This is a genomic window from Uliginosibacterium sp. sgz301328 (assembly GCF_041807905.1).
Taxonomy (GTDB): Bacteria; Pseudomonadota; Gammaproteobacteria; order Burkholderiales; family Rhodocyclaceae; genus JBGVSA01.
Genome location: NZ_JBGVSA010000007.1, coordinates 95,795 through 117,699 on the forward strand (window position 1 = coordinate 95,795; position 21,905 = coordinate 117,699).

Genomic DNA, 21,905 nt, shown 5'->3' on the forward strand with positions numbered 1-21,905 from the left:
TCGACATGAGCAACATCGTTTTGCATCAGGTTGGCGCGCTGGCCGAAAAGATGGGCCTGCAAGTCGAAGCGCGCGATTTGGTCGACGTGCTGAAGGCCACCGCATTCAAGGGCCAGGTCAATGATGCGCAGATGTCTGCGCTGCTGATCGTGGCGAACCAGTACGGGCTCAACCCTTGGACCAAGGAAATCTACGCCTTCCCCGACAAGAACAACGGCATCGTCCCTGTAGTCGGTGTTGATGGCTGGGCGCGGATCATCAACGAGCATGCGCAATTCGATGGCATGGAATTCGACCAGGACGATAAGTCCTGCACATGCGTGATGTATCGGAAGGACCGCAGCCACGCCATCAAGGTCACTGAATACATGGATGAGTGCAAGCGTGGCACGCAGCCATGGGGTAGCCACCCACGCCGCATGCTGCGCCACAAGGCAATGATCCAGTGCGCTCGTTTGGCGTTCGGGTTCGGTGGCATTTACGACGAGGACGAGGCAGAGCGCATCAAGGACATGGGCCCGGCTGAAGTCGTGTCGAGCCGCCCCGCACGTGCCGCCGATTTGCCGATCTACCCCGAAGACCAGTTCGTTAAGAACCTGGATGCGTGGCGAACCGCCGTGCAGTCGGGCAAAGCCACGACCGAGCAGGTCATCAACAAGCTCAGCACGAAATACACGCTGGACGACGAGCAAAAGGCCGTCATCCGCGCGCTGACTGAGCCCGATACGCAATCCCATATCGATGACGACGGCGTGATTGATGCCGAGTTCGTCGCCGCCATCGAATCCGCCGAGGAGAACAACTGATGCAAACGCATAACGTACAGCAAGGCACTCCTGAATGGCTCGCCCTGCGCGCTGCACATCTGTGCGCTAGCGATGCGCCGGCAATGATGGGCACGTCTGCATACAAGACCCGCAATCAGTTGCTTCAAGAACTGGCGACCGGCTTCACGCCGGAAATCGATGCGGCTACTCAGGCGCGCTTTGATCTAGGACACGAAGCCGAAGCCGCTGCACGATCGATCGCTGAAAGCATGATCGGCGAAGAGCTTTTCCCGGCAGTAGGAACGACGACGATTGACAGTCTGCCGCTGCTTGCGAGCTTCGACGGTATCACGATGCTGGAAGACGTGATCTATGAACACAAGTTGTTCAACCAAGCGCTGTCTCACTACATCATTCAGCATGACGACTTGCCAGATTCGCATTGGCCCCAAGTTGAACACCAGCTTCTTGTATCTGGTGCAGAACACGCCGTATTCATCACGAGCGACGGAACTGAGAGTCTGCTCGCCCGCCTGATCTATTCATCGCGCCCCAAGCGCCGCGCTGCCCTGATCGCCGGGTGGAAGCAACTCCAGGCCGACCGGGAGGCTTTCGTTCCGCAAGAGGCGAAGACAGCCGCTATTGCAGAGCCGGTCGACCAACTCCCCGCAGTGCTGGTCAAGGTTGATGGTGCCCTGACTATCAAGGACAACTTGCCTGAGTTGAAGGACAAGTTGCGCGCATTCGTCGCCAAAATCGACATGAAGCCGACGGATGATCAGGGCTTCGCAAATCTAGAAGCAGCCGGCAAGGAAATGCGCCGAATGGAGAAGGCGCTGGCCGAGGCGCGCGTGAGCATGCGTAACCAAGTTGTTGCTGTGGGAACGGCAGATAGCCTGATGGAAGAAATGCAGGAGCTGGCTCGCAAGACCGCCATCGCTGCCGAGAAGGCGCACGCCACTGAGAAGGAAAACCGCAAGGCTGCCATCGTGCAGGCCGGCAAAGCCTCTGTCACGAGCTTCATTGAATCACTGGAGCACGCAAAGTACCTTCCCGCCATCATCGCCAATTTCAGCGCAGCGACCAAGAATCTGCGCACATTCGATAGCTATCAGAACGCTGTCGATAGCGAGGTCGCACGAGTAAAGATCGAGGTTCAGGCACTGCACGACTCGGTTGCGAAGAACATTGCGACGGTCGATGCAGAAAGCGGCTTTGCATTCCTATTTTCCGACCGCGCACAACTTGTACTTCGCGACCCGGAATTGGTTGAAATGACTGTCAAGCAGCGCATCGCAGAACACCAAGAATCTGAAGCGAAGCGTCTGGACGCCGAACGCGAACGTATCCGCGCCGAAGAGCAGGCCAAGGTACAGCAGGCTGTTGCACAACCCGCTACCGCTCCAGCCGCAGTCGCCACGGCATCCGTCGACCAGATCGAACCGGCTAAGCCGGTATCCATCGATGACGGCCGAACGATCAAGCTCGGACAAATCTGCGACCGCCTGGGCTTCACCGTTACTGCGCAGTTCCTTGAATCGCTCGGCTTCAAGCACGTATCACGAGATCGCGCAGCCTATCTCTACCGCGAATCCGACTTCAGCCTGATGTGCCATGCGCTGATCGTGCATATCCGTTCGGCACAACTCGCAGAGGCCGCCTGACATGCCCACCCATCGTCTAGAGCAGGCGTGCACGCACAGGTCCGCAGCATGACCACCAATAAGGACATCGCAATGAAGGAACAGAACCGCTGGCACGACGTGCAAGTCGACGGCCTACCCCCATGCGACGACGAACGAGTATTCGTCGGCTACAACTCGCAGGGTTTTGCTGCGTGCTTCAACCACGTCAGACCCGATGGGCTATGCATGATGGGCGACCCGGAAAGCTCCACCGCTCAGATGAGCGGCTTGCGGTTCTGGCGCGAGCTGGATGAGCCCGGCGCCCACTCTCCAACGTTCGACCTGATCGCCCACCTGCACCGCCAGCGCGGCTTTTCTCTGAAGACCTTCGGCCCGGGTCTGCGCACCGCAGGCGTCAGCGATCACATCCGCAAAGAGCTGATCGAGATCGCGCACAAGCCGACCGACGTGATGGAGTGGATCGATGTGGTGCTGCTGGCACTCGACGGCGCCTGGCGAACTGGCGCCACGCCTGAAGGCATCGTCGCGGCACTCGAAGCGAAGCAGACCAAGAACGAAGGCCGCACTTGGCCGGATTGGCGCACGGCGCCGGCGGACAAGGCAATCGAACACGTGGAGCAAAAACAATGAAGAACGCAATCATCCTGGCGCTGGCCGCCCTCACGGTCGCGGCATGCGACACCGACGCGCAGATTGCGTCGCGCAATCTGTCCACGGCCGCCGACCAGTTCGAGATTGACCGTCGTATCGTCTTCTACAACGGCATCACGGGCCAATACATGTTGTCGATCGAGGGGCGTTGCTCGATCCGAAAGGACAACCAAGACAGCCAGCTTGAGGTTACGTGCAAGACGTCTCCCTCCGAGTACAAGAAGCACTTCCTCGGACTGTCGGACAACGTCACCTATTTCGCCGAGCAGATCGCTACGGCCAACGTGACCACGTATCACTACAGAGTGATCTTCAAGCCACAGTCCATCGTCCCTGACATCGATCTGAAGGTGCAATGATGAGCCCGGACTACATGCAGATCGCACTAGAGGCAGGGTTTGCACAGACTGACATGAACGATGGTCGCGAACATTGCTTCGAGCGCTTCGCACGTCTGGTCGCCGAGCGCGTGCGCGGGGTGCCGGATGAGCAGTGGCGCGAGCTGTGCCGCCGTCTGTACGTCGAGTTGTTTGCTTGCGACCAGCAAATGACGAACACCCTCGACGAGGACGGCGAACCGATGTGGCAGACCGGCATCACCGTGCGTGACGTGCTGGCCGAGGCCAAGGCCATGCTCGCCGCCGCCCCGGCAGCGCCCAGTCTTGTCCAAGGTTGCTGCCGCTCCCATCCGCATGAGGGCATGAACGCGGAATGCGAACGCAAGACTGTTGAAGCCCGTGCCGCCAGCGAGGCCGCGCAAGTCGCCCCGTCATCGCCCGCACCCGCACATGCCACCGTCTGGTGCGAGGAATGCGGTGACGGGATCGTTGCTCACAACCCCGGCATTTGCGGGACGTGCTACGCGGTGAAGTACCGGGATCGGGCAGCGCCCGCACCTGTGGTGCCGGAAGAGTGGCTGTTGGTGCCGACCGCGTTACTCGACAGGTTCCCGGAACTGAATCTCTGCAACTACACAAGCGATGACGTTGATGAATTGAACGCGTGGGGTATTGAAGTGATGCTCGCCGCCGCCCCGGCAGCGCCCGCACCCGTCATGGACAAGTCCATGCTGAAGCGCCTTGTGGCACAGGTATTCGGCGAGGGCTACCACATCGCCCCGGCAGCGCCCGATGAGCGCGGCGAGGTTGTTGTGACCTGGGACCAAGGCCGAACCCGCATTATTGCTGTGACGCGGCAGGACGACGAAGGCAAGATTTTGTCGGTGATTGCTGAAGCCCCGGCAGCGCCCGCACCTGATGGCGTAGATGCTCGGCTCGAACTGTGGCTGACCGCTGGAGCCGGAGAGCTACACCCGAACACAAAGAACCTCGTGGTTCGCTTCGCACGCGCGCTAGCATCCAAACTTCTGTCCGCCGAGAAGAAGTATGGCTACACGGACGGGTGGCGCTCGCCGGATTGGATGGACGAATGCCGCGCCAAGCTTATCGAGCATATGGGGAAGGGCGACCCGCGTGACGTCGCTGCCTATTGCGCGTTCCTGTGGTTCCACGGCGAGAGCACGGCAGCGCCCGCACCTGTGGTGGATGAGCCGGTGGCGATCGTGGCCGAAAGCGGCCGGCTTCTATGGCACGCGGGTCGTTCGGTCGAGCAGTACCGGATCAACAAAGCATATCGCGGCCCGCTCTACGGCCGCCCCTCTGCCGACGTGCTGGCGGATGCCAAGAGATATCGCAGATTGCGTGAAAACTGGATTGACTGTGAAGAATTGAATTTGCATGGCCGGCTTGCCGTTGTCGACAAAGCGATAGACGCCGCCCGCGCCAAGGGAGGTGACGAGGCATGAGACTCAAGAAAATCACCTATCTGATTGACTGGCACGACAACTGCCGCACAGAGAAATCAGTCACGGGATACGCCGTCGATTCGACCACAGGCGTTCGGTATTGCGTACGTCAAGACGAAGATGGTGCATGGGTTGTTGACCACTACGACACCGGACGCAGTATCGGCGCGCTCTCGATTGGCAGAATGTATGCGCTCACACGGCGCCAGTGCATTGATGCCGCCGAACGATTTCTGACTCAGGCTGTTTCCGATGGAAGGTATGCCAGGGCCATCGAGGCGTACAACAGGAGCGCGGCATGACGGAGAAGATCAGGCCGGCGGGCTACATCGTTGATTGGCCGGATGAACCGGACCTTGGCGCCTACTTCAGCGAAGAGCCAAACGATAGCGCGAGAAGTCGAGCCCTCTATACCGAAGACGACGTGCGCGAGCTGCTGCGCAGGGAGCGGGCGCTAATAGTGGCGCGCATTAAGGATCGCGCAGTTGGCGGCGCTTTCCTTGTTGAAGACTTGCACGACATCCTGCGCGTCCTGCCCGATACGGAGATGGAGTGATATGGACTACTTCAGACTCGTACTGCAATTCGTCGGCGCGATGGTTGTCGGTATTGCTGCGCTCGTATTTCTGTTCGAATTGCTCACGCCTGTAGCAAAGGCCATCAGCCTGCTGCGATTCTTGAGCGCGGCCGGCAACAAGATCGATCTATCGATGTTCTTTGATGCCGTGAGACTCATGTGGAATCGGCCAGGATTCAGTTGCGGATTTTCTGCTGAAGGCTGTTCGTATTGGCATGGCGTCGGACAGTGGCACGCCGTGCCGAAGGATGATCCGCCAGAGCCGGAGGTGGAGTGATGTGGCTGACTAAGGAAGAGTTGCAGGAGATGACCGATCTTCAGCGACCGGACGCCATTCGCCGCTGGCTGACGGAAAATGGTTACGCGTACGAGGTCAGCGCACGCGGGTGGCCTAAGGTACTGCGTTCTCTGGTCGAATCACGACTTGGAGGAATCCGAAAGGAACCCAAGCGCCCTCGCCTACATCTGGTGTGAAATGATCCGTCCGCGTAAGACAAATAGGCATTTGCCACCCTGCATGTATCAGAAGCATGGTGCGTATTGGTACGTTCGAAAGAACAAGTGGGTCTCTCTAGGCCCACTACTTCCGGCTGCGCTGAAGGAATACGCGCGGCTCTATGCTTCAGGAACGACCGGAAGCATGGACGACCTTGCTTCGAGGTGGGAGGCTCAGCTATCTGATGATCTGGCCACGACTACTCGCAACCAATACAAGCTTGCTATCACAAAGATACGACTGGCCTTCCGCGAGTTTTCTCCTAGTGATATTCGCCCTACTGACGTAGCTCAGTGGATGGATTCAATGCGAGACAAGCCTAACATGGCGAACCGGTGTCGGTCAGTACTCAAGATGATGATGGATCTAGCTGTTCGACACGGCGAGGCCGCCAGCAATCCAGTTATCAGTATCACGCCTCACAAAGAGAAGAAACGAGACCGCTACATCACGGATAGAGAGTACTTGGCAATCCGCCAGCAATGCTCGCCAAGCATCGCCCTCGTTGTCGACATGTGCTATCTGACCGCTCAACGCATCGATGACGTTCTTGGAATCACGCTGGCAGACGTTTCTAACGAAGGAATCACGTTTCGGCAGAAGAAGACCGGAAAGCGGCTTATGGTTCAAATGTCTGCCGCAATGCAGGACATCATTGATCAGTCAAAGAGGCTTGGCGCCGGAAATGTCCGATCAATCTATCTTCTGCCTGGGAGGGGCGGGAAACGGCGCCACTATACGGTGGTGCGTGACGCATGGGATTCAGCCTGCGAGAAGGCCGGTGTGGCCGATGCGCACTTGCACGACCTACGCGCCAAGTCGCTCACGGACGCCGACAACCAAGGACTGAATGCGCAACTGTTGGGCGGCCATGCCTCACGGCAGATGACCGAGCGTTACATCAGGCGCCGAAAAACTGACGTTGCGACCTCTCCAGCGATGATCGCGAAGCCTTCGAAGTCGGCATAATTGTGGCTATGAGTTTTAGACAAGACACACAGCAATTAGACACTATGCCGTGGAAAGGCAGCTATGAAGCCATTTCTAGGCATACCCCCATGATGCAGCAGTATCTAAGGCTCAAGATGCAGCATCCGGATACGTTGCTGCTCTATCGCATGGGCGATTTCTATGAGCTTTTCTTCGACGATGCGGAGCGCGCGGCGCGCTTGCTCGACATCACGCTGACGACGCGCGGCCAGTCGGGCGGACAGCCGATCAAGATGGCGGGCGTGCCCTTCCATGCGCTGGAACCGTATCTGGCCAAGCTGGTGAAGCTCGGTGAGTCGGCGGTGATCTGCGAGCAGATCGGCGATCCGGCCACCGCCAAGGGACCGGTCGAGCGCGCGGTGGCGCGCATCGTGACGCCCGGTACGCTGACCGATGCTGCACTGCTCGACGACCGCGCCGAAGCGTTGCTCATGGCCGTACAGGTTCATCGCGGCCAGCTCGGGCTGGCATGGCTGAACCTTGCCAACGGGCAGTTCCGACTGACCGAAACCACGCCGGAAAACCTCGTCGCGCAACTCGAGCGCCTGCGCCCGGCGGAGGCGCTGCTGCCCGAAAGCCTCAAGCTGCCGGCGCTCGAAGTGCGCGTGCCAGCCATCCGTCGGCTGGCTGACTGGCAGTTCGATGCAAAAACGGCCGAGCAACTGCTGACCTCGCACTTTGGCGTGCGCGATCTGTCCGGATTCGGCGTGGAAGGCATGCCGACCGCGCTGGCCGCCGCCGCGGCCTTGTTCGATTACGCGCGGGCCACGCAACGCCAGACACTGGATCACGTCACCGGCATCCAGGTCGAGCGCGACGGCGACTACCTGCGCCTGGACGCCCACACGCGGCGCAATCTCGAAATCTCCGAAACGCTGCGCGGCGAACCCGCGCCCACCCTGCTTTCGCTGCTGGACGTGTGCGAGACCTCGATGGGTTCGCGCTGGCTGCGTCATTGTCTGCATCATCCGCTGGCCGATCGTCACGCGTGTCGCCAACGCCACGGCGCCGTGGCGGCTTTGCTGGGTGATGCCGGCGATGGGCCGATGGAAGCGGTGAGGTCCGCCCTGCGCCCCGTAGCGGACATCGAGCGCATCGCCACACGGATTGCGTTGCGCAGCGTGCGCCCGCGCGAACTGGCGAGCCTGCGCGAGAGCCTTGCCGCTCTCGACGGTATTCGCGCCCCGCTGCCGCAGCACGATTCCGATCTGATCCGCCGGCTGGCGGACGATATGGCAACGCCGGTACAGACGCTGGAGACACTCCACGCGGCGGTCGCCGCCGAGCCCGGCGTACAGGTGCGCGACGGCGGCGTGATTGCGGACGGTTTCGATGCCGAGCTGGACGAACTGCGCGCCATCCAGACCAATTGCGGCGCGTTCCTGCTGGAACTTGAAGCGCGAGAGCGCGAGCGCACGGGCATCCCAAGCCTGAAGGTGGAATTCAATCGCGTGCACGGTTTCTACATCGAAGTGACGCACGCCCACACCAGCAAGGTGCCGGACGACTACCGCCGTCGCCAGACGATGAAGAACGCCGAGCGCTACGTGACGCCGGAACTGAAGGCGTTCGAGGACAAGGCGCTGTCGGCGCAGGAGCGCGCGCTGGCCCGCGAAAAGCTGCTGTATGACAGCCTGATCGACGCATTGCTGCCGCAGGTGCCGCAATTGCAGCGCATCGCCCGCGCGATCGCCACGCTCGACGGGCTGAACGCGTTCGCGCAGATCGCAGCGCGCCATGGCTACGCGATGCCACAGCTCGTGGAAGACGCCATCATCGACATTCGCGGCGGCCGCCACCCGGTGGTGGAACGCCAGGTCGACAACTTCATCGCCAACGACACGCAGCTTTCCAGTACCCGCCGCATGCTGCTCGTGACCGGTCCGAACATGGGCGGTAAGTCGACGTACATGCGCCAGGTGGCGTTGATCGTGCTGCTGGCGCATTGCGGCGCGTTCGTGCCGGCGAGTTCCGCCGTCATCGGGCCTGTGGATGCGATCTTTACCCGCATCGGCGCGTCGGACGACCTGGCCTCGGGCCGTTCGACCTTCATGGTCGAAATGACCGAAGCCGCCGCCATCCTCAACGGCGCGACCGAACGCAGCCTGGTATTGATGGATGAGATCGGGCGCGGCACGTCGACCTTCGACGGCATGGCGCTGGCGTTCTCGATCGCCCGTCACCTGCTGGACAAGAACCGTTCGTTCTCGCTGTTCTCGACGCACTACTTCGAGCTGACCCGGCTGGGCGTCGAATACCCGGAATGCGCCAACGTGCACTTGGGGGCGGTGGAGCACGGCCATAGCATCGTCTTTCTCCACGCGGTGGAAGAAGGACCGGCTTCGCAGTCGTACGGGATCGAAGTGGCCGCACTGGCCGGCATTCCCGGCGCGGTGGTGCGCGACGCCAAGCGGCGCCTGCGTGCGCTGGAAAACCGCGAGATCGCCTCGGGCCCGCAGGACGACCTTTTCGCCGCCCTGCCCGAGCCGGAGCCGAGCGCGGTCAGCCACCCCGCGCTGGTCCAGTTGGCCGATCTCGATCCGGACAACATGAGCCCGCGCGAGGCTCTCGAAGCCCTGTATGCGCTGCGGCGCCAGCTTTGAGTGGCACGCTTCCGACCTTTCGGCGGCTGATCGGCACAACACGCGCCTGAACATGTCGCCGATCAAACGCCCGAACCGTCTCGTATGAGATACGAGAGCACTTTGCATCCTACCTTGACCGCAGGAACTTTCTGATGGATCACCATCCGCTTCACGAAGGCGAACTCAAGCGAGGCTTGAAGAACCGCCACATTCAGCTCATCGCGCTGGGCGGCGCCATCGGCACGGGCCTCTTCCTCGGCTCTGCCGGGGTCATGAAGTCCGCCGGGCCGTCGATGTTGTTGGGCTACGCCATTGGCGGGTTCATCGCCTTCCTGATCATGCGCCAGCTCGGCGAAATGATCGTTGCAGAGCCGGTGGCCGGCTCGTTCAGCCATTTCGCATACAAATACTGGGGTGACCTGCCCGGTTTCATGTCGGGCTGGAACTACTGGGTGCTGTATATCCTGGTCGGCATGTCGGAGCTGACAGCGGTCGGCAAGTACGTGCAGTTCTGGTGGCCGTGGATTCCCATGTGGGCGACGGCGGCGGCGTTCTTCGTGATCATCAACCTGGTGAACCTCGCCAACGTGAAGATCTACGGCGAAGCCGAATTCTGGTTCGCCATCATCAAGGTGGTGGCCGTCATCGGCATGATCGTGCTGGGCGGCTACTTGCTGCTGTCGGGCACCGCCGGGCCGGACGCCACGGTGCGCAACCTGTGGGAGCGCGGCGGCTTCTTCCCCAACGGCTGGGGCGGGCTGGCGATGATGCTGCCCATCATCATGTTCTCGTTCGGGGGGCTGGAACTGGTCGGCATCACCGCGGCCGAAGCGGCCGACCCGGGCAAGACGATCCCCAAGGCAATCAACCAGGTCATCTACCGCATCCTGATTTTCTACATCGGCGCGCTGGCTGTGCTGCTGTCGCTCACGCCCTGGGACACTCTGGTGGCCTCCCTGGCCCAGCACGCCGCTGCGGGCGACGAATACGGCGGCAGCCCGTTCGTGATGGTGTTTTCGATGCTGGGCAGCGAGCTGGCCGCCGACGTCCTGAACTTCGTTGTGCTGACGGCGGCGCTGTCGGTCTACAACAGTTGCGTGTACTGCAACAGCCGCATGCTCTACGGTCTGGCCGAACAGGGCAACGCGCCGCGCGCGCTGGCCAAGGTCGATGACCGTGGGGTGCCGATGCTGGCCATCGGCATGTCGGCGCTGGTGACGGGCCTGTGCGTGCTGGTGAACTACATCATCCCGGCCAAGGCGCTCGAATTGCTCATGGCGCTGGTGGTGGCCGCGCTGGTGATCAACTGGGCGATGATCTCGCTGGCTCACCTCAAGTTCCGCGCGGCCAAGCGGCACGAAGGTACGACGACCGCGTTCAAGGCATTGTGGTATCCGTTCGGCAACTACCTGTGCCTGGCCTTCGTCGTGGTGATCCTCGGCATCATGTATGCGATTCCGCCGCTGCGCGTCTCGGTGCTGGCGATCCCCTTCTGGATCGCGCTCCTGTGGGTGTGCTACACGCTCAAGAAGCGGCGCGCGCAGGTGCCCGCGTAAGCAGCGGGCAAGGCAAGGACAAACGGGGCGCGCGGCGCCCCGTTTTGTTTTCAGGGCAACGAATGCGCGCGCGGCGCGGCGACCGAACGTCGCTCGATCAGCGTGGGCTCGAACACCGTCTCGCCGGGCGGCAGATCGTTCGAGGCGCACCGCGCCATGACCCGATCGACCATCGATTCGGCAATGACGCCGGTGGGGATGCGGATCGAGGTCATGGCCGGTGACACCATCGTCGACAAAGGCATGTCATCGATACCGACCACGGAGAAATCGCGTGGCACCTCGAAGCCGCGGTCGCGCAGCGCGCTGGTGAGACTGATGGCCAGCGTGCCGTTGACGGTGACGATGCCGGTGACATCCGGATGCTCGCGCAAGAGTTTGCCCGCCAGTTCCGAACCGAGCGCGGCCCATTGGTCGTCGGCGAATCCGTGCGACGAATCCGCCTCCACGACGACCGTTTCGGCGCCATGAGCGGAAGCCGCTTCGAGAAAACCCGAAATCCGCTCGACACGATTGACCGTGCGCCCGAACGCGCTGACGAAGGCCAACCGTGTGTGTCCCTTGGCAACGAGATGCAGGGCCGCCAACGTGCCGGCCTTGTGGTTGTCGACCGTGACGTGATCAATGATGGGCGCAACGCCTCCCGCCGCGCGGCGGTCATAACTGACCACCGCCATGCCCTGGCGGGCGGCATTGAGCAGATGGCTCTCGTCAGCCAGCGCCGACATGACGATCAGTCCGCGCACACCGAACGATTGCAGGCTGCCGATGAAGCGTGCCTCGCTTTGCACGTCGCGCTGCGTGTTGCCGAGCAAGATGTGGCAGTCGTACTTGTCGCGCGCCACCTGTTCGATTCGCGCGGCGATCTCGCCGAACCATGGATTGGCGGTCGACGGCACCAACAGGCCGAGCAGCGCAGACTGCCCGGTTTTGAGCGAACGCGCCGCGAAGCTCGGGTTGTAGCCGAGTTCCGCCATCGCTTGCTGTACGCGGGCCAGCGTCTCGCTGGTCATGCGGCTGGTGCGTCCGTTAAGGACGTTTGATACCGTGCTGTTCGATACCTGCGCGCGATTGGCGACGTCGCGGATGGTGGCCATGAGGAATTCCGGGCAAGACAAGAGACCCGATTCTATGCCGCCACGGCCACTTGTTGGCGGCCGGATCGCCTTGTGGACGGGCCTTCGGGTGCCAACGGGCGACGTCCGGCCACAGGGCCCACCTACTTGCGGAAGGCCATGATCTGCACGGCAAGGTCGGTGGCGTCCGGGCTCTTGAGCACAGGCGCGTAGGTCGACTTCATCCGCGCGATGACGTTGGCACTGTCGAGCTTGAAGAACTTCACGCCCTCTTTTTCGAGCTTGACGCGGACCGCGTCTTCACGCTGTCCCTGCAGTCTGTGTTCGGCGATGGCCGAGTCGCGGGCCACTGCGCGGAACAATGTGCGATCGGAGTCCGAAAGGGTTTGCCAGCGCTGCGTGGAGATCACCAGCGCCAGCGGCAGGATCGTGTGGTGGCTGAAGGTGTAGTACGGCGCGATTCTGTAGTGCCCGGTCGTCTCATACGAGATGAGGTCGTTTTCGGCTGCGTCGAGCTGGCCGCTGGCGAGCAGACCGGCCACTTCATCGAAATCCTGCGTACTGGGCTTGGCATCGAGCGCGCCGACCATGCTCTTCATGACTGCGCGGTTGGCCACGCGGATGTTCTTGTCGCGGAAGTCCGATATCCAGCGCAGCGGCTTGCCGCGCGAATAGAACGAGCGCGACCCGCCGTCGTACCACGTCAGCACCACGTAACCCTTGGCGGCCAGCTTGGCTTCAAGCTCCTTGCCGATGTTGCCGTCGAGCACCTTGAGCATGTGATCGCTGTCGGTGAAGAGAAACGGCAGTTGCAGCACCTCCAGCACTGGCAGCGCATCGGCCAGCGGCGCCACGGTCAGCACCGCCACGTCGAGCTCGCCTTTCTGCAGCATCGGCACGATCTTCTTCTGGTTGCCCACATCGTCGCGTCCGCCGATCTTGCCGGCAAAGCGGCCGCCGGAACGCTGGTTGAGTGTGCTGAAGAAACCAGCCAGGCCCTGGTACGTGGGATACTGGCTGTCCTCCAGCACCCACCCCTTGAGGTCGGCCGCCACGGTAGCCTGCAGGTAGAAGAGCGACAAGAGGGTGACGACGGAACGAACCAGCATGCGGGCCTCGGGCGACGTCCGGCGGATGAGGAGCGGGAGCCGCCGGGGATTGAACGATGCGCGCCATGGCAAATGCCCCACCGGCGCACGAATACAGGTTATCTACAATATCAAGATGCATCAGAAAATGATAAATGCGTGCGCCTTGCACGACGGAAGGCACCTCGCGGCGACAAGGGGAGCCGATGTCTGAGTACGCCATCGACATCAGCGAAGAAGCCGGCGTGCGCTACCTGCACTTCGGCTCGGAGTGGGTACAGGGCGCGATGCGCGTGCGCCGCCCCATCGATCTGGAGCTGGCCTACACGCGCGAAATGATGGCGGGTCTGCTGATGCGCGAGCGCACGCCGCGCCGCATCCTGCTCGTCGGACTCGGTGCCGCCTCGCTCACCAAGTTCTGCTATTGGCGCCTGCCGGACGCGAAGATCACCGTCGTGGAAATCTCGCCCGGCGTTGTCGCGGCCGCGCGGCAGTTCTTCAAGCTGCCTGAAGAAGACGCCCGTCTGCGCATCGTGATCGGCGACGGCGCCGAGTACATCCAACGCAGCCGCCCGAGTTTCGACTACATCCTGATCGACGGCTACGACGAGAACGCCCGCGTCGGCGCACTCGATTCACTGCCGTTCTACCAGGCATGCCGCGCGCGTCTGGCCGACGATGGCCTGCTCGCCACCAACCTGTTTGGCCGCGCACGCAAGTACAAACCAGCGCTCGACCGGCTCGCGCAAGCCTTTGATGGCCGCTCGATGGCATTTCCGTCGTGCGACAGCGGCAACGTGATTGCCTTCGCCGCGACGGGCGATGAAGTGAATGTCAGCCTGCCCGATCTGCGCGAACGCGCCAGCACGCTCAAGCGCGACATCAACCTCGACCTGCGCGCAACCGTCTCGCGACTGGAGCAGGCCAAGTCCCTGCCGGGCGACGCGCTGGTGCTGTAAGGCGGCCGGGAGCGACGGCAGTACAATCGTCGCTTCTGTCCTGCCATACGCTTTCATGTCGCACTTTCAGCCCGTCGCGCTCGAGCACGCCAGCCGCCTCATCAACCACGGCCCGACCGTATTAGTCACCAGTGCCGCCGCCGATCGCCGCAACGTGATGGCGGCAGCATGGTCGATGCCGGTGGAGTTCACGCCGCCACGTATCGCGATCGTGATCGACAAGCACACCTGGACGCGCGAGCTGATGACGGCCAGTGGCGCGTTCGCCGTGTGCATTCCGTGCGTGACGGGAATCGATCTGGCTTACGCCGTCGGCAGCGTGAGCGGGCGCGACGGCGATAAGTTCGCCCGCTTCAATATCGAAGCTGCTCGCGGCCCCGTACTGGGCATGCCGCTGATCGAAGAGGGCTGCGTGGCCTGGATGGAATGTCGTCTCGTCCGCGAGCCGCACACGGAAGATGCCTACGACACCTGCTTTGCGGAAGTCGTATCTGCCGCGGCCGATGCGCGGGTGTTCCACGACGGACGCTGGCGCTTCGACGACGCAAACACCGATCTGCACACCATCCACCATCTGGGCGGCGGCAACTTCGTGCGCTCATCCAGCCCGATCGCGGCCAGGCCGCTCTGACACGAACGAATCAGCGTTTCTTGCGCGAGGTCTTCTGCTTGGGAGCAGGCAGTGCGGCAGCGATCAGCTTGACGAGCTGCGTCATCCATTCGTGGTCTTCCCAACGCTCGCCCGAGATGACGAACCACGGTTTGGCGCCGGGATAGGGAAAGCCTTCTTCGCAAGGCCCGAGAAATTCGGCCACGACGGGCAGCTTCTTGACGAAGAGCTGCTCGTCGCAGAGCAGCGCCACGGTCTTGTCGTCGCAGTAGATCGCGTATTCGCCGAACATTCTGCGCGCCGAGACCTTCCCCGCAGTGGCGATCTGTGACAACAGGTAGTCGGCGGTACCCTGCGACGAGGCCATGTGGCTGTTCCGATCCATGATGGCTGGGCGGCGGAACGCGGCGAAGCGCTCCGCCCGGGGCGACTTACTTGCCGATTTTCATCCGCAGCGAGTCCCAGACACGGCCAAACCAACCGGCTTGCTGCACGTCCTGCAGGGCCACGACCGGATAGCTGCCCAGCACCTGTCCACCGAGGCTGAGCTTGAGCGTGCCGACCGTCGCGCCCTTGGCGATGGGCGCCACCAGTTGCGGATTGACCACGAACTCCTGCTTGACGTCCTTGGCTGCGTCGCGCGGTGCGGCGACGAACACGTCGCGCGCAAAGCCTGCCGCAACTTCGTTGGTCTTGCCCTGCCATACGCGCACGTTACGCACCGGCTGATTGGCGGCATACAGGCGCGGTGTGTCGTACGCAGCGAACCCGAAGTTGAGCAGCTTCATCGATTCCTGGGCGCGCACGCTCTCCGACACGGTACCCATCACGACCGAGATGACGCGACGCTGGCCGCGATGCGCGGTCGACACCAGGCAATAGCCTGCAGCGTCAGTGTGGCCAGTCTTCATGCCGTCGACGGACGGATCGGCCCACAGCAGGCGGTTCCGATTGGGCTGCTTGATCTTGTTGTACGTGTACTCTTTCTGCGAGTAGATCGGGAAATACTGCGGGAAGTCGTGGATGATCGCCGAAGCCAGCTTGGCCAGGTCGCGCGGCGTCGTGTAGTGGCCCTCTTCCGTCAGCCCGGTGGCGTTCTTGTAGTGCGTGCCGGTCAGCCCCAGACGCGCGGCGGTGCGGTTCATCATCGCCGCGAAATTCTCTTCGGTGCCGCCCACGAGTTCCGCCAGCGCCACGCTGGCGTCGTTGCCCGACTGGATGATCATGCCGTGGATGAGTTCATCCACCGTCACCGGGCGGCGCGGCTCGATGAACATTGCCGAGCCCGACTTGACCATGCGCCATGCCTTCTCCGACACCGGCACTTGCTGTTCGAGGGTGATGGTCTTGTTCTTGAGCGCATCGAAGACCACGTAGGCCGTCATCAGCTTGGTGAGCGAAGCAGGCTCGGCACGCTCGTCGGGCTTCTCCGCGGCGAGCACCTGCTCGCTGGTGACGTCATACAGCATCCACGATCGTGCGGCCAGCGTGGGCGCGACCGGCATAGCTGAAGCGGCGTGGACGGGCATCTGTACGGCAAGGCACAGCACGAGGGCGAAGAGTCGCGAGAAGATTTTCATGGAAGCTCACTGGACAGCGGGATTGGCGAATGAGGCGTTGCCTCTTGGGGCGAGCGTGACGTCCTCGTGAGACACACACTCCGCCCAACAGACAGACCTGCGCGCGGATAGTTCGGCGCACGGGGCGCCATTCTACGCCCGCTCGGGCGCAACCCTGTCCTGCAATGGCCCGAATACTTCAGGCAGAGATCGAGCCGTCGCCAAGCTGCTTTTGCAGGATCGGCGTATCCAGCCACTGGCCGAACTTGAGGCCGACGTTTTTCATGACGCCGACATCTTCAAATCCGAAGCGACGATGCAGCGCGACGGAGGCCGGATTGTTGCCGCCGATCACCGCGACGATCTGTCGCGCGCCCCAACGTTCGCCATCCTCCAGCAAGCGTTGCAGCAGTGCCGAGCCGAGCCCTTTGCCGGTCGCGGCGGGGTCGAGGTAGACGGAGTCTTCGAGCGTGAAGCGATACGCGCTGCGCGTGCGAAAGTAGTTGAGATACGCGTAGCCTTCGATGTGGCCGTTGTCGTCCGCAACGACGTAAGGCAGGCCAGCCCCGACGATCTTGTCGAACCGCCCGCGCATTTCAGCGTCGGAAGGGGCCTCTTCTTCGAAGGTTGCCGTGTCGTTGAGAACGTAGTGCCGGTAGATGGCAGTGATGGCCGGAATGTCGGCAGGCGTGGCGGGTCTGATCGTCATCGCGCAAGTGTACCCCTGCCCCGCGCAGCCTCCCAAGGCACGGCACCCGCCACCCATGGCGCGGGCGCCGGACGCACAGCGATCAGCGCTTGGCGATGAGGCCGTTCTGCGCGGAGAAATAGGCGGCCAGGTCCTGGATGTCCTGCGCGCTCAACGCCGCGGCCATGCCCTTCATGATCTCGTTCTTGCGGCGGCCGTTCTGGTAGGACGAGAGTGCATGGACCAGGTAGTCGGCGTTCTGTCCGGCCAGCCGCGGGTAGATCGGCATCTGGCTGTTGCCGTCGACGTTGTGGCAGGCCGCGCAGGCGGCCGATTTGGCCTTGCCGCGAACCGGGTCACCAGCGGCGACGGCGGATTGGGACAACAGCACGGCAGCGGCCGTCAGCGCGATGAAGAATGTACGGATCATGGCGCGCCTCACTTGGCCTTGGCGTAGTAGGCCGCGATCTCTTCCATGTCGCGGTCAGAGAGCGAATTGGCGATGCTGCGCATGTCTGCGTGATCGCGCTCGCCCGATTTGTAGGCCTTGAGTGCGGCAACGATATAGGCCGCGTGCTGCCCGCCGAGCTTGGGCACCGAGTAGACCTCGGGGAAGGCCGTGCGGTATCCGGGGATGCCGTGACAGCCGATGCACATTGAAATCTTCTTCTGGCCGATCTGCGCCCGCATGTCCGCGGCATGAGCCGTGGACAGAGTAAGAGCCAGACCCACCACCGACAGCACTGCCGATGTCTTCATGACTTCTCTCTGTTCGTTCTGTTGTTATGTCCGCAGACGCCAATGCGGCGTGATCTGGCGCCGGAGTCTCCCTCGCGCGGCGGTGGTCCGCTTCGCACAAGTCCGGGACGGCAGATCGGGGCCTATTCTACAGGACACATTTATTGACGCGCATCAACGACACACACGACCGCCCGACAAATGTGGCGATTTCGCATCGCGGCGGCGGGCGATCGCCCGGCTTGACTTACAGCACCGGGCGCGGCTGTTCGAGCCGGGAACGTCGTCGGAGAGTGGTCTACTGGCGTCGGTCAGCCCAGCACCTTGCGGGCCCAGAACAGGCCGGTGATGGTCTTGGCATCGGTGATGCGGCCATCGAGCACGGCCTGCTCGGCCTCGTCCAGCGACATCTCGAAGACTTCGAGGAATTCCCCTTCGTCCAGTTGCTGGGCGCCCAAGGTCAGGCCGCGCGCAAGGAATATCTCGATGCGTTCGTCCGAATAGCCGATGCACGTATGCATGGTGCCGAGATGGCGCCATTCGGTGGCGGAATAGCCCGTTTCTTCGAGCAGTTCGCGTTGGGCGCAGACAATCGGGTCTTCATCGCTGTCCAGCTTACCGGCCGGCAGTTCGATGAACACGCGGCCGACCGGATAGCGAAACTGGCGCTCCATGACCAGCACGCCCGGGCGCGTCTCGGCGATCACGATGGCCGCGCCCGGATGGCGTACGAATTCGCGCCATGACTCGCTCCCGTCCGGCAGGCGGATGCGGTCGCAGTCGATCTTGAGCAGCTTGCCTTCGTACACGCGCGCACCGTCGATGCGCTCTTCGTTCAGTGATTCCATGTCGTCATTCCACAAGCAGGCAGTCGGTATATGGCTCAGGCCGGCGCGGCGAGCGACGCGGCGGTGCGGTGTCTCAGCAGCAGGCGATCAATGGCGTTGAGCGCGTCGAAGGTGTCGCGGAAGTCCGCAAACAGGGTGGCGTCATCGGGCCGATCGGCGTAGCTCGGCAGCGCTCGGCGGACGATCTCGAAGATCTCGCCGAAACTGCGCTTGCCGTCGATCTGGCGAAGCACGCGGCTGGCGAACTTGCCAGCGTCGATCTGCGACACCGTGCCCGAGGGCGCGTGCTGCAGGATCACTGGCTTGCCCTTCTTGGCCGCGTCGAAAATGTCGGCCAGCATGCCGCCGTTGAGTCGGTCGTGGAAAAAGAACGGCACGTAGTCGGCGTCGCCATAGGGCGCCACGTCCGTCGCGGCCGAGGTCGCGTAGAAGCAGTGCCGGGTGATCGAACCGCCGATCAGTTCGGCGATTTCGTACTGGCGCCGCGCGGGCAATGCACGCAGACGTTCGGCAAGCTTTCCGCCCTGCCCCGGCTTCAGTACCAGGTGCGGCAGGTACGGTGCGCGCCCGCGCTGCACGTCAGTGAATGACAGGTGCATTCCATGCTGATCGTGGAACCACGCGAACAGTTCGCTAACCGTATAGGCACGATCCTGGGAATGCAGCAATAGATCGTAGATTCCCGCGTCGCCGTGCTCGTGGTCGTTGTAGAGGTCTTCTCCGCGCTTGAACCAGTTGCCGTCGGGCAGCGCCGCCAGCATGTCGCGCGCGGTGTCGATCTTGCGTTGAACGTCGTCTGCCCCCTCATTCACCAGGCGCATGAGCGACTGCATCTGGTAGACGCCGGTGCGGCCGTAGCTGCCGTACACGAGAATGCCGAGCGCGCCGCCGGGCTTGAGCACGGAGCGCAACGCGCGCAGGCCGGCGTCCGGGTCGGCAAGGTGATGGAGTACGCCACTGCAGTTGATGTAATCGAACGCATCAAGCCCCAATTCGGGCAAGCGCAGGAGCGAATCGTGAATCCACTCGATGTTGTCGAGCCCACGGATTTCGGCACGGCGGCGGCCGATGGCAATGCTCGCCTCGCTCAGGTCGACGTGCACGATACGTGCGTCGGTGCTGCGCAACTGCTCAGCGAGGAAGATCGTCGCATCCCCGGTGCCGCCGCCCGCGACCAGCACGCGGAAGCCCTCACCAAAGCTCTGCCGACCGGCAAAGCAGTAGTGGTTGATCATGGGCAGGTCGTCCAGCCAGGTACGGGCCAGCCGCTTGCGATCGTCTTCCGGATCGCACGGAGGGTATGGCAATGCCTCGTACTGGGCGCGGACTTCGGGCAGGTAGGCGCTGTTGGAACTCATCGATATCCTTGAATGGGTGCCGCCACGGCGGCCACAAGGATACCGCACCGCTGCGCTGAGTTCTCGAACGGACGCCGGAAAAGCGCGTCAGCGCGCCGGCGTCTGGCGACCGCCCTTGTGGGTGCGGCCCAGCAGGTAGCGGAATACGTAGCCGGGAAAGGCGAAGACCGCGAACAGGAACAGGCCGATGAAGTAGAAATGCCCGCCCTGCGGGTAGAGGCTGCCGTAGAGGCGCGTTTCGATCAGCGCGCTGATGCCGCCCATGAGCGCGAACAGCACCAGCCATTCGGCCAGAATGATGAAGAAGGGTTTGGTTTCGCGCCGCAGGGGCACGAGACCGAAGATGCGCTGCGTGAAGAACGGCAGGTTGGCGGCGGCGATGAACAGAAGGAGCAGAACCACGCGCCCGACTTCGATGCTCATCGCCCTTCCCCGCCGATCAGATGGAGTTGCGCAGCAGGACGACGCACAACTGCATGAGCCAGCCCGGGAACAGGCCGAGCGCAGCCAGGCCCAGCACGTTCAGCGACAGGACCGTGCGCACGCCCCAGCCCCCGCCGATGGATTCGGTTTCGGTCGGCTCATCGAAGAACATCACCTTCACCACGCGCAGGTAGTAGTAGGCACCGATCAGCGAGAACACCACGGCCACCACGGCGGTCCACCAGTGGCCGGCCGAGATGACCGATTGCAGGATGAAGAACTTCGAGAAGAAGCCGACGAAGAACGGAATGCCCGCCATCGAGAACATGACGATCGCCATCATCGCGGCCCACCAGCTCGAACGGCGGTTCAGGCCCTTGAGGTCGTCGATGTTCTCGGCTTCGAAACCGGCACGCGACAGCAGCAACAGGATGCCGAAGCCCGCCAGCGTGGAGATCAGGTAGGTCAGCGAATAGAACATCGCCGAACCGTAGGCGTTGTAGACGAAGTGACGCTCGCCATCGACCACGCCGCAGGCAAAACCCAGCAGCAGGAAGCCCATGTGCGAGATGCCCGAGTACGCCAGCATGCGCTTGATGTTGCTCTGCGCGATGGCAGCGAGGTTGCCCAGGATGATCGAGAAGATGCCCACGAACAGCAGCATGGTCTGCCACTGATCGGCCAGATCCCACATGCCGATCGCCAGCAGACGGAATGCCATGGCGAAGGCCGCAACCTTCGGGGCCGAGGCCACCAGCAAGGTGATCGACGTCGGCGCGCCTTGATAGACGTCGGGAATCCACATGTGGAACGGCACCACGCCCAGCTTGAAGCACACGCCGGCCACGACGAACACCAGACCGAACAACAGCACAGTGCGGTTGGCCTGGCCTTCGAACAGTGCGCGCGCCACGTCGATGATCGACAGCGTGCCGGTCGCGCCGTACACCATCGAAATACCGTAGAGCAGCAGCCCGGAAGCCAGTGCACCCAGCACGAAGTACTTCATCGCGGCTTCGGTCGCACGCGGGGAGTCACGATCGATGGCCACCAGCGCGTAGGACCCGAGCGACAGCAGTTCGAGGCCGAGATACACGGTGATCAGGCTGCCAGCGGAAATCAGCACGCAGATACCGAGCAGCACGAACATGACCAGCATGTAGTACTCGGGCGTCTCCAGGTTGCGATCGGCCATGTAGCGACGGTTGTACAGCAACACCAGCGCTGTGCCGAAACTGGAGAAAACCTTGAGCAGATCGCCGACCGAGTCGTCGATGTACATGTTGCCGAAGGTGAAGCCCACCTCGCCGCTCGTGAAGAAAGCGATGAAGCCGGTCGCCAGCACCGCGAACTGCGCCAGATAGTAGGCCATGCTCGCCGCGCCCCGCTTCATCAGCGCAGTCAGCAACAACACGAGCACCGTCATGCCGGCCAGGAAGATCTCGGCAATCGCGGGGTAGAAGTTAGGGATCTGAAAGTCCATCTT

General features: G+C 62.4%; 25 protein-coding genes. 14 read left to right on the plus strand and 11 right to left on the minus strand.

The genetic code is table 11. The features are described from left to right. The first annotated feature begins 5 nt into the window (after positions 1–5). The 12 genes from bet (at position 6) to ACDA63_RS07435 (ending at position 11,072) form a co-directional block, all read left to right on the plus strand. Entirely contained in the window at positions 6–806 is an 801-nt protein-coding gene (bet, locus tag ACDA63_RS07380) for a phage recombination protein Bet (protein ID WP_373662574.1), read from the plus strand. Beyond that, the gene (locus tag ACDA63_RS07385; RefSeq protein ID WP_373662575.1) at positions 806–2,431 is read left to right on the plus strand and encodes a YqaJ viral recombinase family protein; all 1,626 of its coding nucleotides are present in this window, start codon (positions 806–808) and stop codon (positions 2,429–2,431) included. The genes bet and ACDA63_RS07385 overlap by 1 nt, the downstream gene beginning before the upstream one ends. A 48-nt stretch (positions 2,432–2,479) precedes the next feature. Further along, positions 2,480–3,043, plus strand: a complete 564-nt coding sequence (locus tag ACDA63_RS07390) for a dATP/dGTP pyrophosphohydrolase domain-containing protein (protein ID WP_373662576.1) — start codon at positions 2,480–2,482, stop codon at positions 3,041–3,043. Continuing rightward, positions 3,040–3,423 carry a hypothetical protein gene (locus ACDA63_RS07395; RefSeq protein ID WP_373662577.1) on the plus strand — a complete coding sequence of 128 codons (384 nt, stop codon included), beginning with the start codon at positions 3,040–3,042 and terminating at the stop codon, positions 3,421–3,423. Before ACDA63_RS07390 ends, ACDA63_RS07395 begins: the two co-directional genes overlap by 4 nt. Next, the gene (locus ACDA63_RS07400; protein ID WP_373662578.1) at positions 3,420–4,868 is read left to right on the plus strand and encodes a hypothetical protein; all 1,449 of its coding nucleotides are present in this window, start codon (positions 3,420–3,422) and stop codon (positions 4,866–4,868) included. Before ACDA63_RS07395 ends, ACDA63_RS07400 begins: the two co-directional genes overlap by 4 nt. After that, positions 4,865–5,170 (plus strand): hypothetical protein, encoded by a 306-nt coding sequence (locus tag ACDA63_RS07405; protein ID WP_373662579.1) that lies wholly within the window; start codon positions 4,865–4,867, stop codon positions 5,168–5,170. The genes ACDA63_RS07400 and ACDA63_RS07405 overlap by 4 nt, the downstream gene beginning before the upstream one ends. Beyond that, the gene (locus ACDA63_RS07410; protein ID WP_373662580.1) at positions 5,167–5,424 is read left to right on the plus strand and encodes a hypothetical protein; all 258 of its coding nucleotides are present in this window, start codon (positions 5,167–5,169) and stop codon (positions 5,422–5,424) included. Before ACDA63_RS07405 ends, ACDA63_RS07410 begins: the two co-directional genes overlap by 4 nt. A 1-nt stretch (position 5,425) precedes the next feature. Further along, positions 5,426–5,722 (plus strand): hypothetical protein, encoded by a 297-nt coding sequence (locus ACDA63_RS07415; protein WP_373662581.1) that lies wholly within the window; start codon positions 5,426–5,428, stop codon positions 5,720–5,722. After that, positions 5,722–5,919 (plus strand): DUF4224 domain-containing protein, encoded by a 198-nt coding sequence (locus ACDA63_RS07420; RefSeq protein WP_373662582.1) that lies wholly within the window; start codon positions 5,722–5,724, stop codon positions 5,917–5,919. Before ACDA63_RS07415 ends, ACDA63_RS07420 begins: the two co-directional genes overlap by 1 nt. 166 nt (positions 5,920–6,085) lie before the next feature. Continuing rightward, positions 6,086–6,910 (plus strand): tyrosine-type recombinase/integrase, encoded by an 825-nt coding sequence (locus tag ACDA63_RS07425; RefSeq protein WP_373662583.1) that lies wholly within the window; start codon positions 6,086–6,088, stop codon positions 6,908–6,910. A gap of 89 nt (positions 6,911–6,999) precedes the next feature. Next, the gene (gene mutS / locus ACDA63_RS07430) at positions 7,000–9,534 is read left to right on the plus strand and encodes a DNA mismatch repair protein MutS (protein ID WP_373662584.1); all 2,535 of its coding nucleotides are present in this window, start codon (positions 7,000–7,002) and stop codon (positions 9,532–9,534) included. Positions 9,535–9,668: 134 nt separating this feature from the next. Continuing rightward, the gene (locus ACDA63_RS07435; protein WP_373662585.1) at positions 9,669–11,072 is read left to right on the plus strand and encodes an amino acid permease; all 1,404 of its coding nucleotides are present in this window, start codon (positions 9,669–9,671) and stop codon (positions 11,070–11,072) included. 50 nt (positions 11,073–11,122) lie between these two features. Here the strand turns inward: ACDA63_RS07435 and ACDA63_RS07440 are convergent, their stop codons facing one another. Beyond that, a complete protein-coding gene (locus ACDA63_RS07440; protein WP_373662586.1) occupies positions 11,123–12,169 on the minus strand; it encodes a LacI family DNA-binding transcriptional regulator in 1,047 nt (348 codons plus the stop codon). Positions 12,170–12,291: 122 nt separating this feature from the next. After that, on the minus strand, positions 12,292–13,257 hold the full coding sequence (dctP, locus tag ACDA63_RS07445) for a TRAP transporter substrate-binding protein DctP (RefSeq protein ID WP_373662587.1): 966 nt from the start codon (positions 13,255–13,257) through the stop codon (positions 12,292–12,294). Between the two features lie 185 nt (positions 13,258–13,442). Here dctP and ACDA63_RS07450 point away from each other — a divergent pair, with 185 nt between their 5' ends. Together ACDA63_RS07450 and ACDA63_RS07455 are read left to right on the plus strand one after the other, a co-directional pair. Then, the gene (locus ACDA63_RS07450) at positions 13,443–14,195 is read left to right on the plus strand and encodes a spermidine synthase (RefSeq protein ID WP_373662588.1); all 753 of its coding nucleotides are present in this window, start codon (positions 13,443–13,445) and stop codon (positions 14,193–14,195) included. Positions 14,196–14,250: 55 nt separating this feature from the next. Next, positions 14,251–14,826 (plus strand): flavin reductase family protein, encoded by a 576-nt coding sequence (locus tag ACDA63_RS07455; protein WP_373662589.1) that lies wholly within the window; start codon positions 14,251–14,253, stop codon positions 14,824–14,826. Between the two features lie 10 nt (positions 14,827–14,836). On the opposite strand, the gene ACDA63_RS07460 is transcribed toward ACDA63_RS07455, so the two are convergent. From ACDA63_RS07460 to nuoN, 9 genes are all read right to left on the minus strand, one after another. Continuing rightward, positions 14,837–15,172, minus strand: coding sequence for a TfoX/Sxy family protein (locus tag ACDA63_RS07460; protein ID WP_373662590.1), 336 nt, complete (start codon positions 15,170–15,172; stop codon positions 14,837–14,839). A gap of 64 nt (positions 15,173–15,236) precedes the next feature. Beyond that, positions 15,237–16,385 carry a D-alanyl-D-alanine carboxypeptidase family protein gene (locus tag ACDA63_RS07465; protein WP_373662591.1) on the minus strand — a complete coding sequence of 383 codons (1,149 nt, stop codon included), beginning with the start codon at positions 16,383–16,385 and terminating at the stop codon, positions 15,237–15,239. Positions 16,386–16,563: 178 nt separating this feature from the next. Then, the gene (locus ACDA63_RS07470) at positions 16,564–17,073 is read right to left on the minus strand and encodes an N-acetyltransferase family protein (RefSeq protein WP_373662592.1); all 510 of its coding nucleotides are present in this window, start codon (positions 17,071–17,073) and stop codon (positions 16,564–16,566) included. Positions 17,074–17,155: 82 nt separating this feature from the next. After that, entirely contained in the window at positions 17,156–17,482 is a 327-nt protein-coding gene (locus tag ACDA63_RS07475; RefSeq protein WP_373662593.1) for a cytochrome c, read from the minus strand. Between the two features lie 8 nt (positions 17,483–17,490). Next, the gene (locus ACDA63_RS07480) at positions 17,491–17,811 is read right to left on the minus strand and encodes a cytochrome c (protein WP_373662594.1); all 321 of its coding nucleotides are present in this window, start codon (positions 17,809–17,811) and stop codon (positions 17,491–17,493) included. 290 nt (positions 17,812–18,101) lie between these two features. Then, on the minus strand, positions 18,102–18,638 hold the full coding sequence (locus ACDA63_RS07485; RefSeq protein ID WP_373662595.1) for an NUDIX domain-containing protein: 537 nt from the start codon (positions 18,636–18,638) through the stop codon (positions 18,102–18,104). Between the two features lie 35 nt (positions 18,639–18,673). Further along, positions 18,674–19,996: a class I SAM-dependent methyltransferase gene (locus ACDA63_RS07490; RefSeq protein ID WP_373662596.1), complete on the minus strand. Its 1,323-nt coding sequence runs from the start codon at positions 19,994–19,996 to the stop codon at positions 18,674–18,676. 87 nt (positions 19,997–20,083) lie between these two features. After that, the gene (locus ACDA63_RS07495; RefSeq protein ID WP_373662597.1) at positions 20,084–20,419 is read right to left on the minus strand and encodes a DUF2818 family protein; all 336 of its coding nucleotides are present in this window, start codon (positions 20,417–20,419) and stop codon (positions 20,084–20,086) included. A gap of 16 nt (positions 20,420–20,435) precedes the next feature. Continuing rightward, complete coding sequence (nuoN, locus tag ACDA63_RS07500) at positions 20,436–21,902, minus strand: NADH-quinone oxidoreductase subunit NuoN (protein ID WP_373662598.1); 1,467 nt, start codon at positions 21,900–21,902, stop codon at positions 20,436–20,438. Between the last annotated feature and the right edge of the window lie 3 nt (positions 21,903–21,905).

Bases quoted from the DNA above. Each gene is read 5' to 3' on its own strand.
- bet (WP_373662574.1), top strand. From the start codon at position 6: ATGAGCAACATCGTTTTGCATCAGGTTGGCGCGCTGGCCGAAAAGATG.
- ACDA63_RS07385 (WP_373662575.1), top strand. From the start codon at position 806: ATGCAAACGCATAACGTACAGCAAGGCACTCCTGAATGGCTCGCCCTG.
- ACDA63_RS07390 (WP_373662576.1), top strand. From the start codon at position 2,480: ATGACCACCAATAAGGACATCGCAATGAAGGAACAGAACCGCTGGCAC.
- ACDA63_RS07395 (WP_373662577.1), top strand. From the start codon at position 3,040: ATGAAGAACGCAATCATCCTGGCGCTGGCCGCCCTCACGGTCGCGGCA.
- ACDA63_RS07400 (WP_373662578.1), top strand. From the start codon at position 3,420: ATGATGAGCCCGGACTACATGCAGATCGCACTAGAGGCAGGGTTTGCA.
- ACDA63_RS07405 (WP_373662579.1), top strand. From the start codon at position 4,865: ATGAGACTCAAGAAAATCACCTATCTGATTGACTGGCACGACAACTGC.
- ACDA63_RS07410 (WP_373662580.1), top strand. From the start codon at position 5,167: ATGACGGAGAAGATCAGGCCGGCGGGCTACATCGTTGATTGGCCGGAT.
- ACDA63_RS07415 (WP_373662581.1), top strand. From the start codon at position 5,426: ATGGACTACTTCAGACTCGTACTGCAATTCGTCGGCGCGATGGTTGTC.
- ACDA63_RS07420 (WP_373662582.1), top strand. From the start codon at position 5,722: ATGTGGCTGACTAAGGAAGAGTTGCAGGAGATGACCGATCTTCAGCGA.
- ACDA63_RS07425 (WP_373662583.1), top strand. From the start codon at position 6,086: ATGGACGACCTTGCTTCGAGGTGGGAGGCTCAGCTATCTGATGATCTG.
- mutS (WP_373662584.1), top strand. From the start codon at position 7,000: ATGATGCAGCAGTATCTAAGGCTCAAGATGCAGCATCCGGATACGTTG.
- ACDA63_RS07435 (WP_373662585.1), top strand. From the start codon at position 9,669: ATGGATCACCATCCGCTTCACGAAGGCGAACTCAAGCGAGGCTTGAAG.
- ACDA63_RS07440 (WP_373662586.1), bottom strand. From the start codon at position 12,169: ATGGCCACCATCCGCGACGTCGCCAATCGCGCGCAGGTATCGAACAGC.
- dctP (WP_373662587.1), bottom strand. From the start codon at position 13,257: ATGCTGGTTCGTTCCGTCGTCACCCTCTTGTCGCTCTTCTACCTGCAG.
- ACDA63_RS07450 (WP_373662588.1), top strand. From the start codon at position 13,443: ATGTCTGAGTACGCCATCGACATCAGCGAAGAAGCCGGCGTGCGCTAC.
- ACDA63_RS07455 (WP_373662589.1), top strand. From the start codon at position 14,251: ATGTCGCACTTTCAGCCCGTCGCGCTCGAGCACGCCAGCCGCCTCATC.
- ACDA63_RS07460 (WP_373662590.1), bottom strand. From the start codon at position 15,172: ATGGCCTCGTCGCAGGGTACCGCCGACTACCTGTTGTCACAGATCGCC.
- ACDA63_RS07465 (WP_373662591.1), bottom strand. From the start codon at position 16,385: ATGAAAATCTTCTCGCGACTCTTCGCCCTCGTGCTGTGCCTTGCCGTA.
- ACDA63_RS07470 (WP_373662592.1), bottom strand. From the start codon at position 17,073: ATGACGATCAGACCCGCCACGCCTGCCGACATTCCGGCCATCACTGCC.
- ACDA63_RS07475 (WP_373662593.1), bottom strand. From the start codon at position 17,482: ATGATCCGTACATTCTTCATCGCGCTGACGGCCGCTGCCGTGCTGTTG.
- ACDA63_RS07480 (WP_373662594.1), bottom strand. From the start codon at position 17,811: ATGAAGACATCGGCAGTGCTGTCGGTGGTGGGTCTGGCTCTTACTCTG.
- ACDA63_RS07485 (WP_373662595.1), bottom strand. From the start codon at position 18,638: ATGGAATCACTGAACGAAGAGCGCATCGACGGTGCGCGCGTGTACGAA.
- ACDA63_RS07490 (WP_373662596.1), bottom strand. From the start codon at position 19,996: ATGAGTTCCAACAGCGCCTACCTGCCCGAAGTCCGCGCCCAGTACGAG.
- ACDA63_RS07495 (WP_373662597.1), bottom strand. From the start codon at position 20,419: ATGAGCATCGAAGTCGGGCGCGTGGTTCTGCTCCTTCTGTTCATCGCC.
- nuoN (WP_373662598.1), bottom strand. From the start codon at position 21,902: ATGGACTTTCAGATCCCTAACTTCTACCCCGCGATTGCCGAGATCTTC.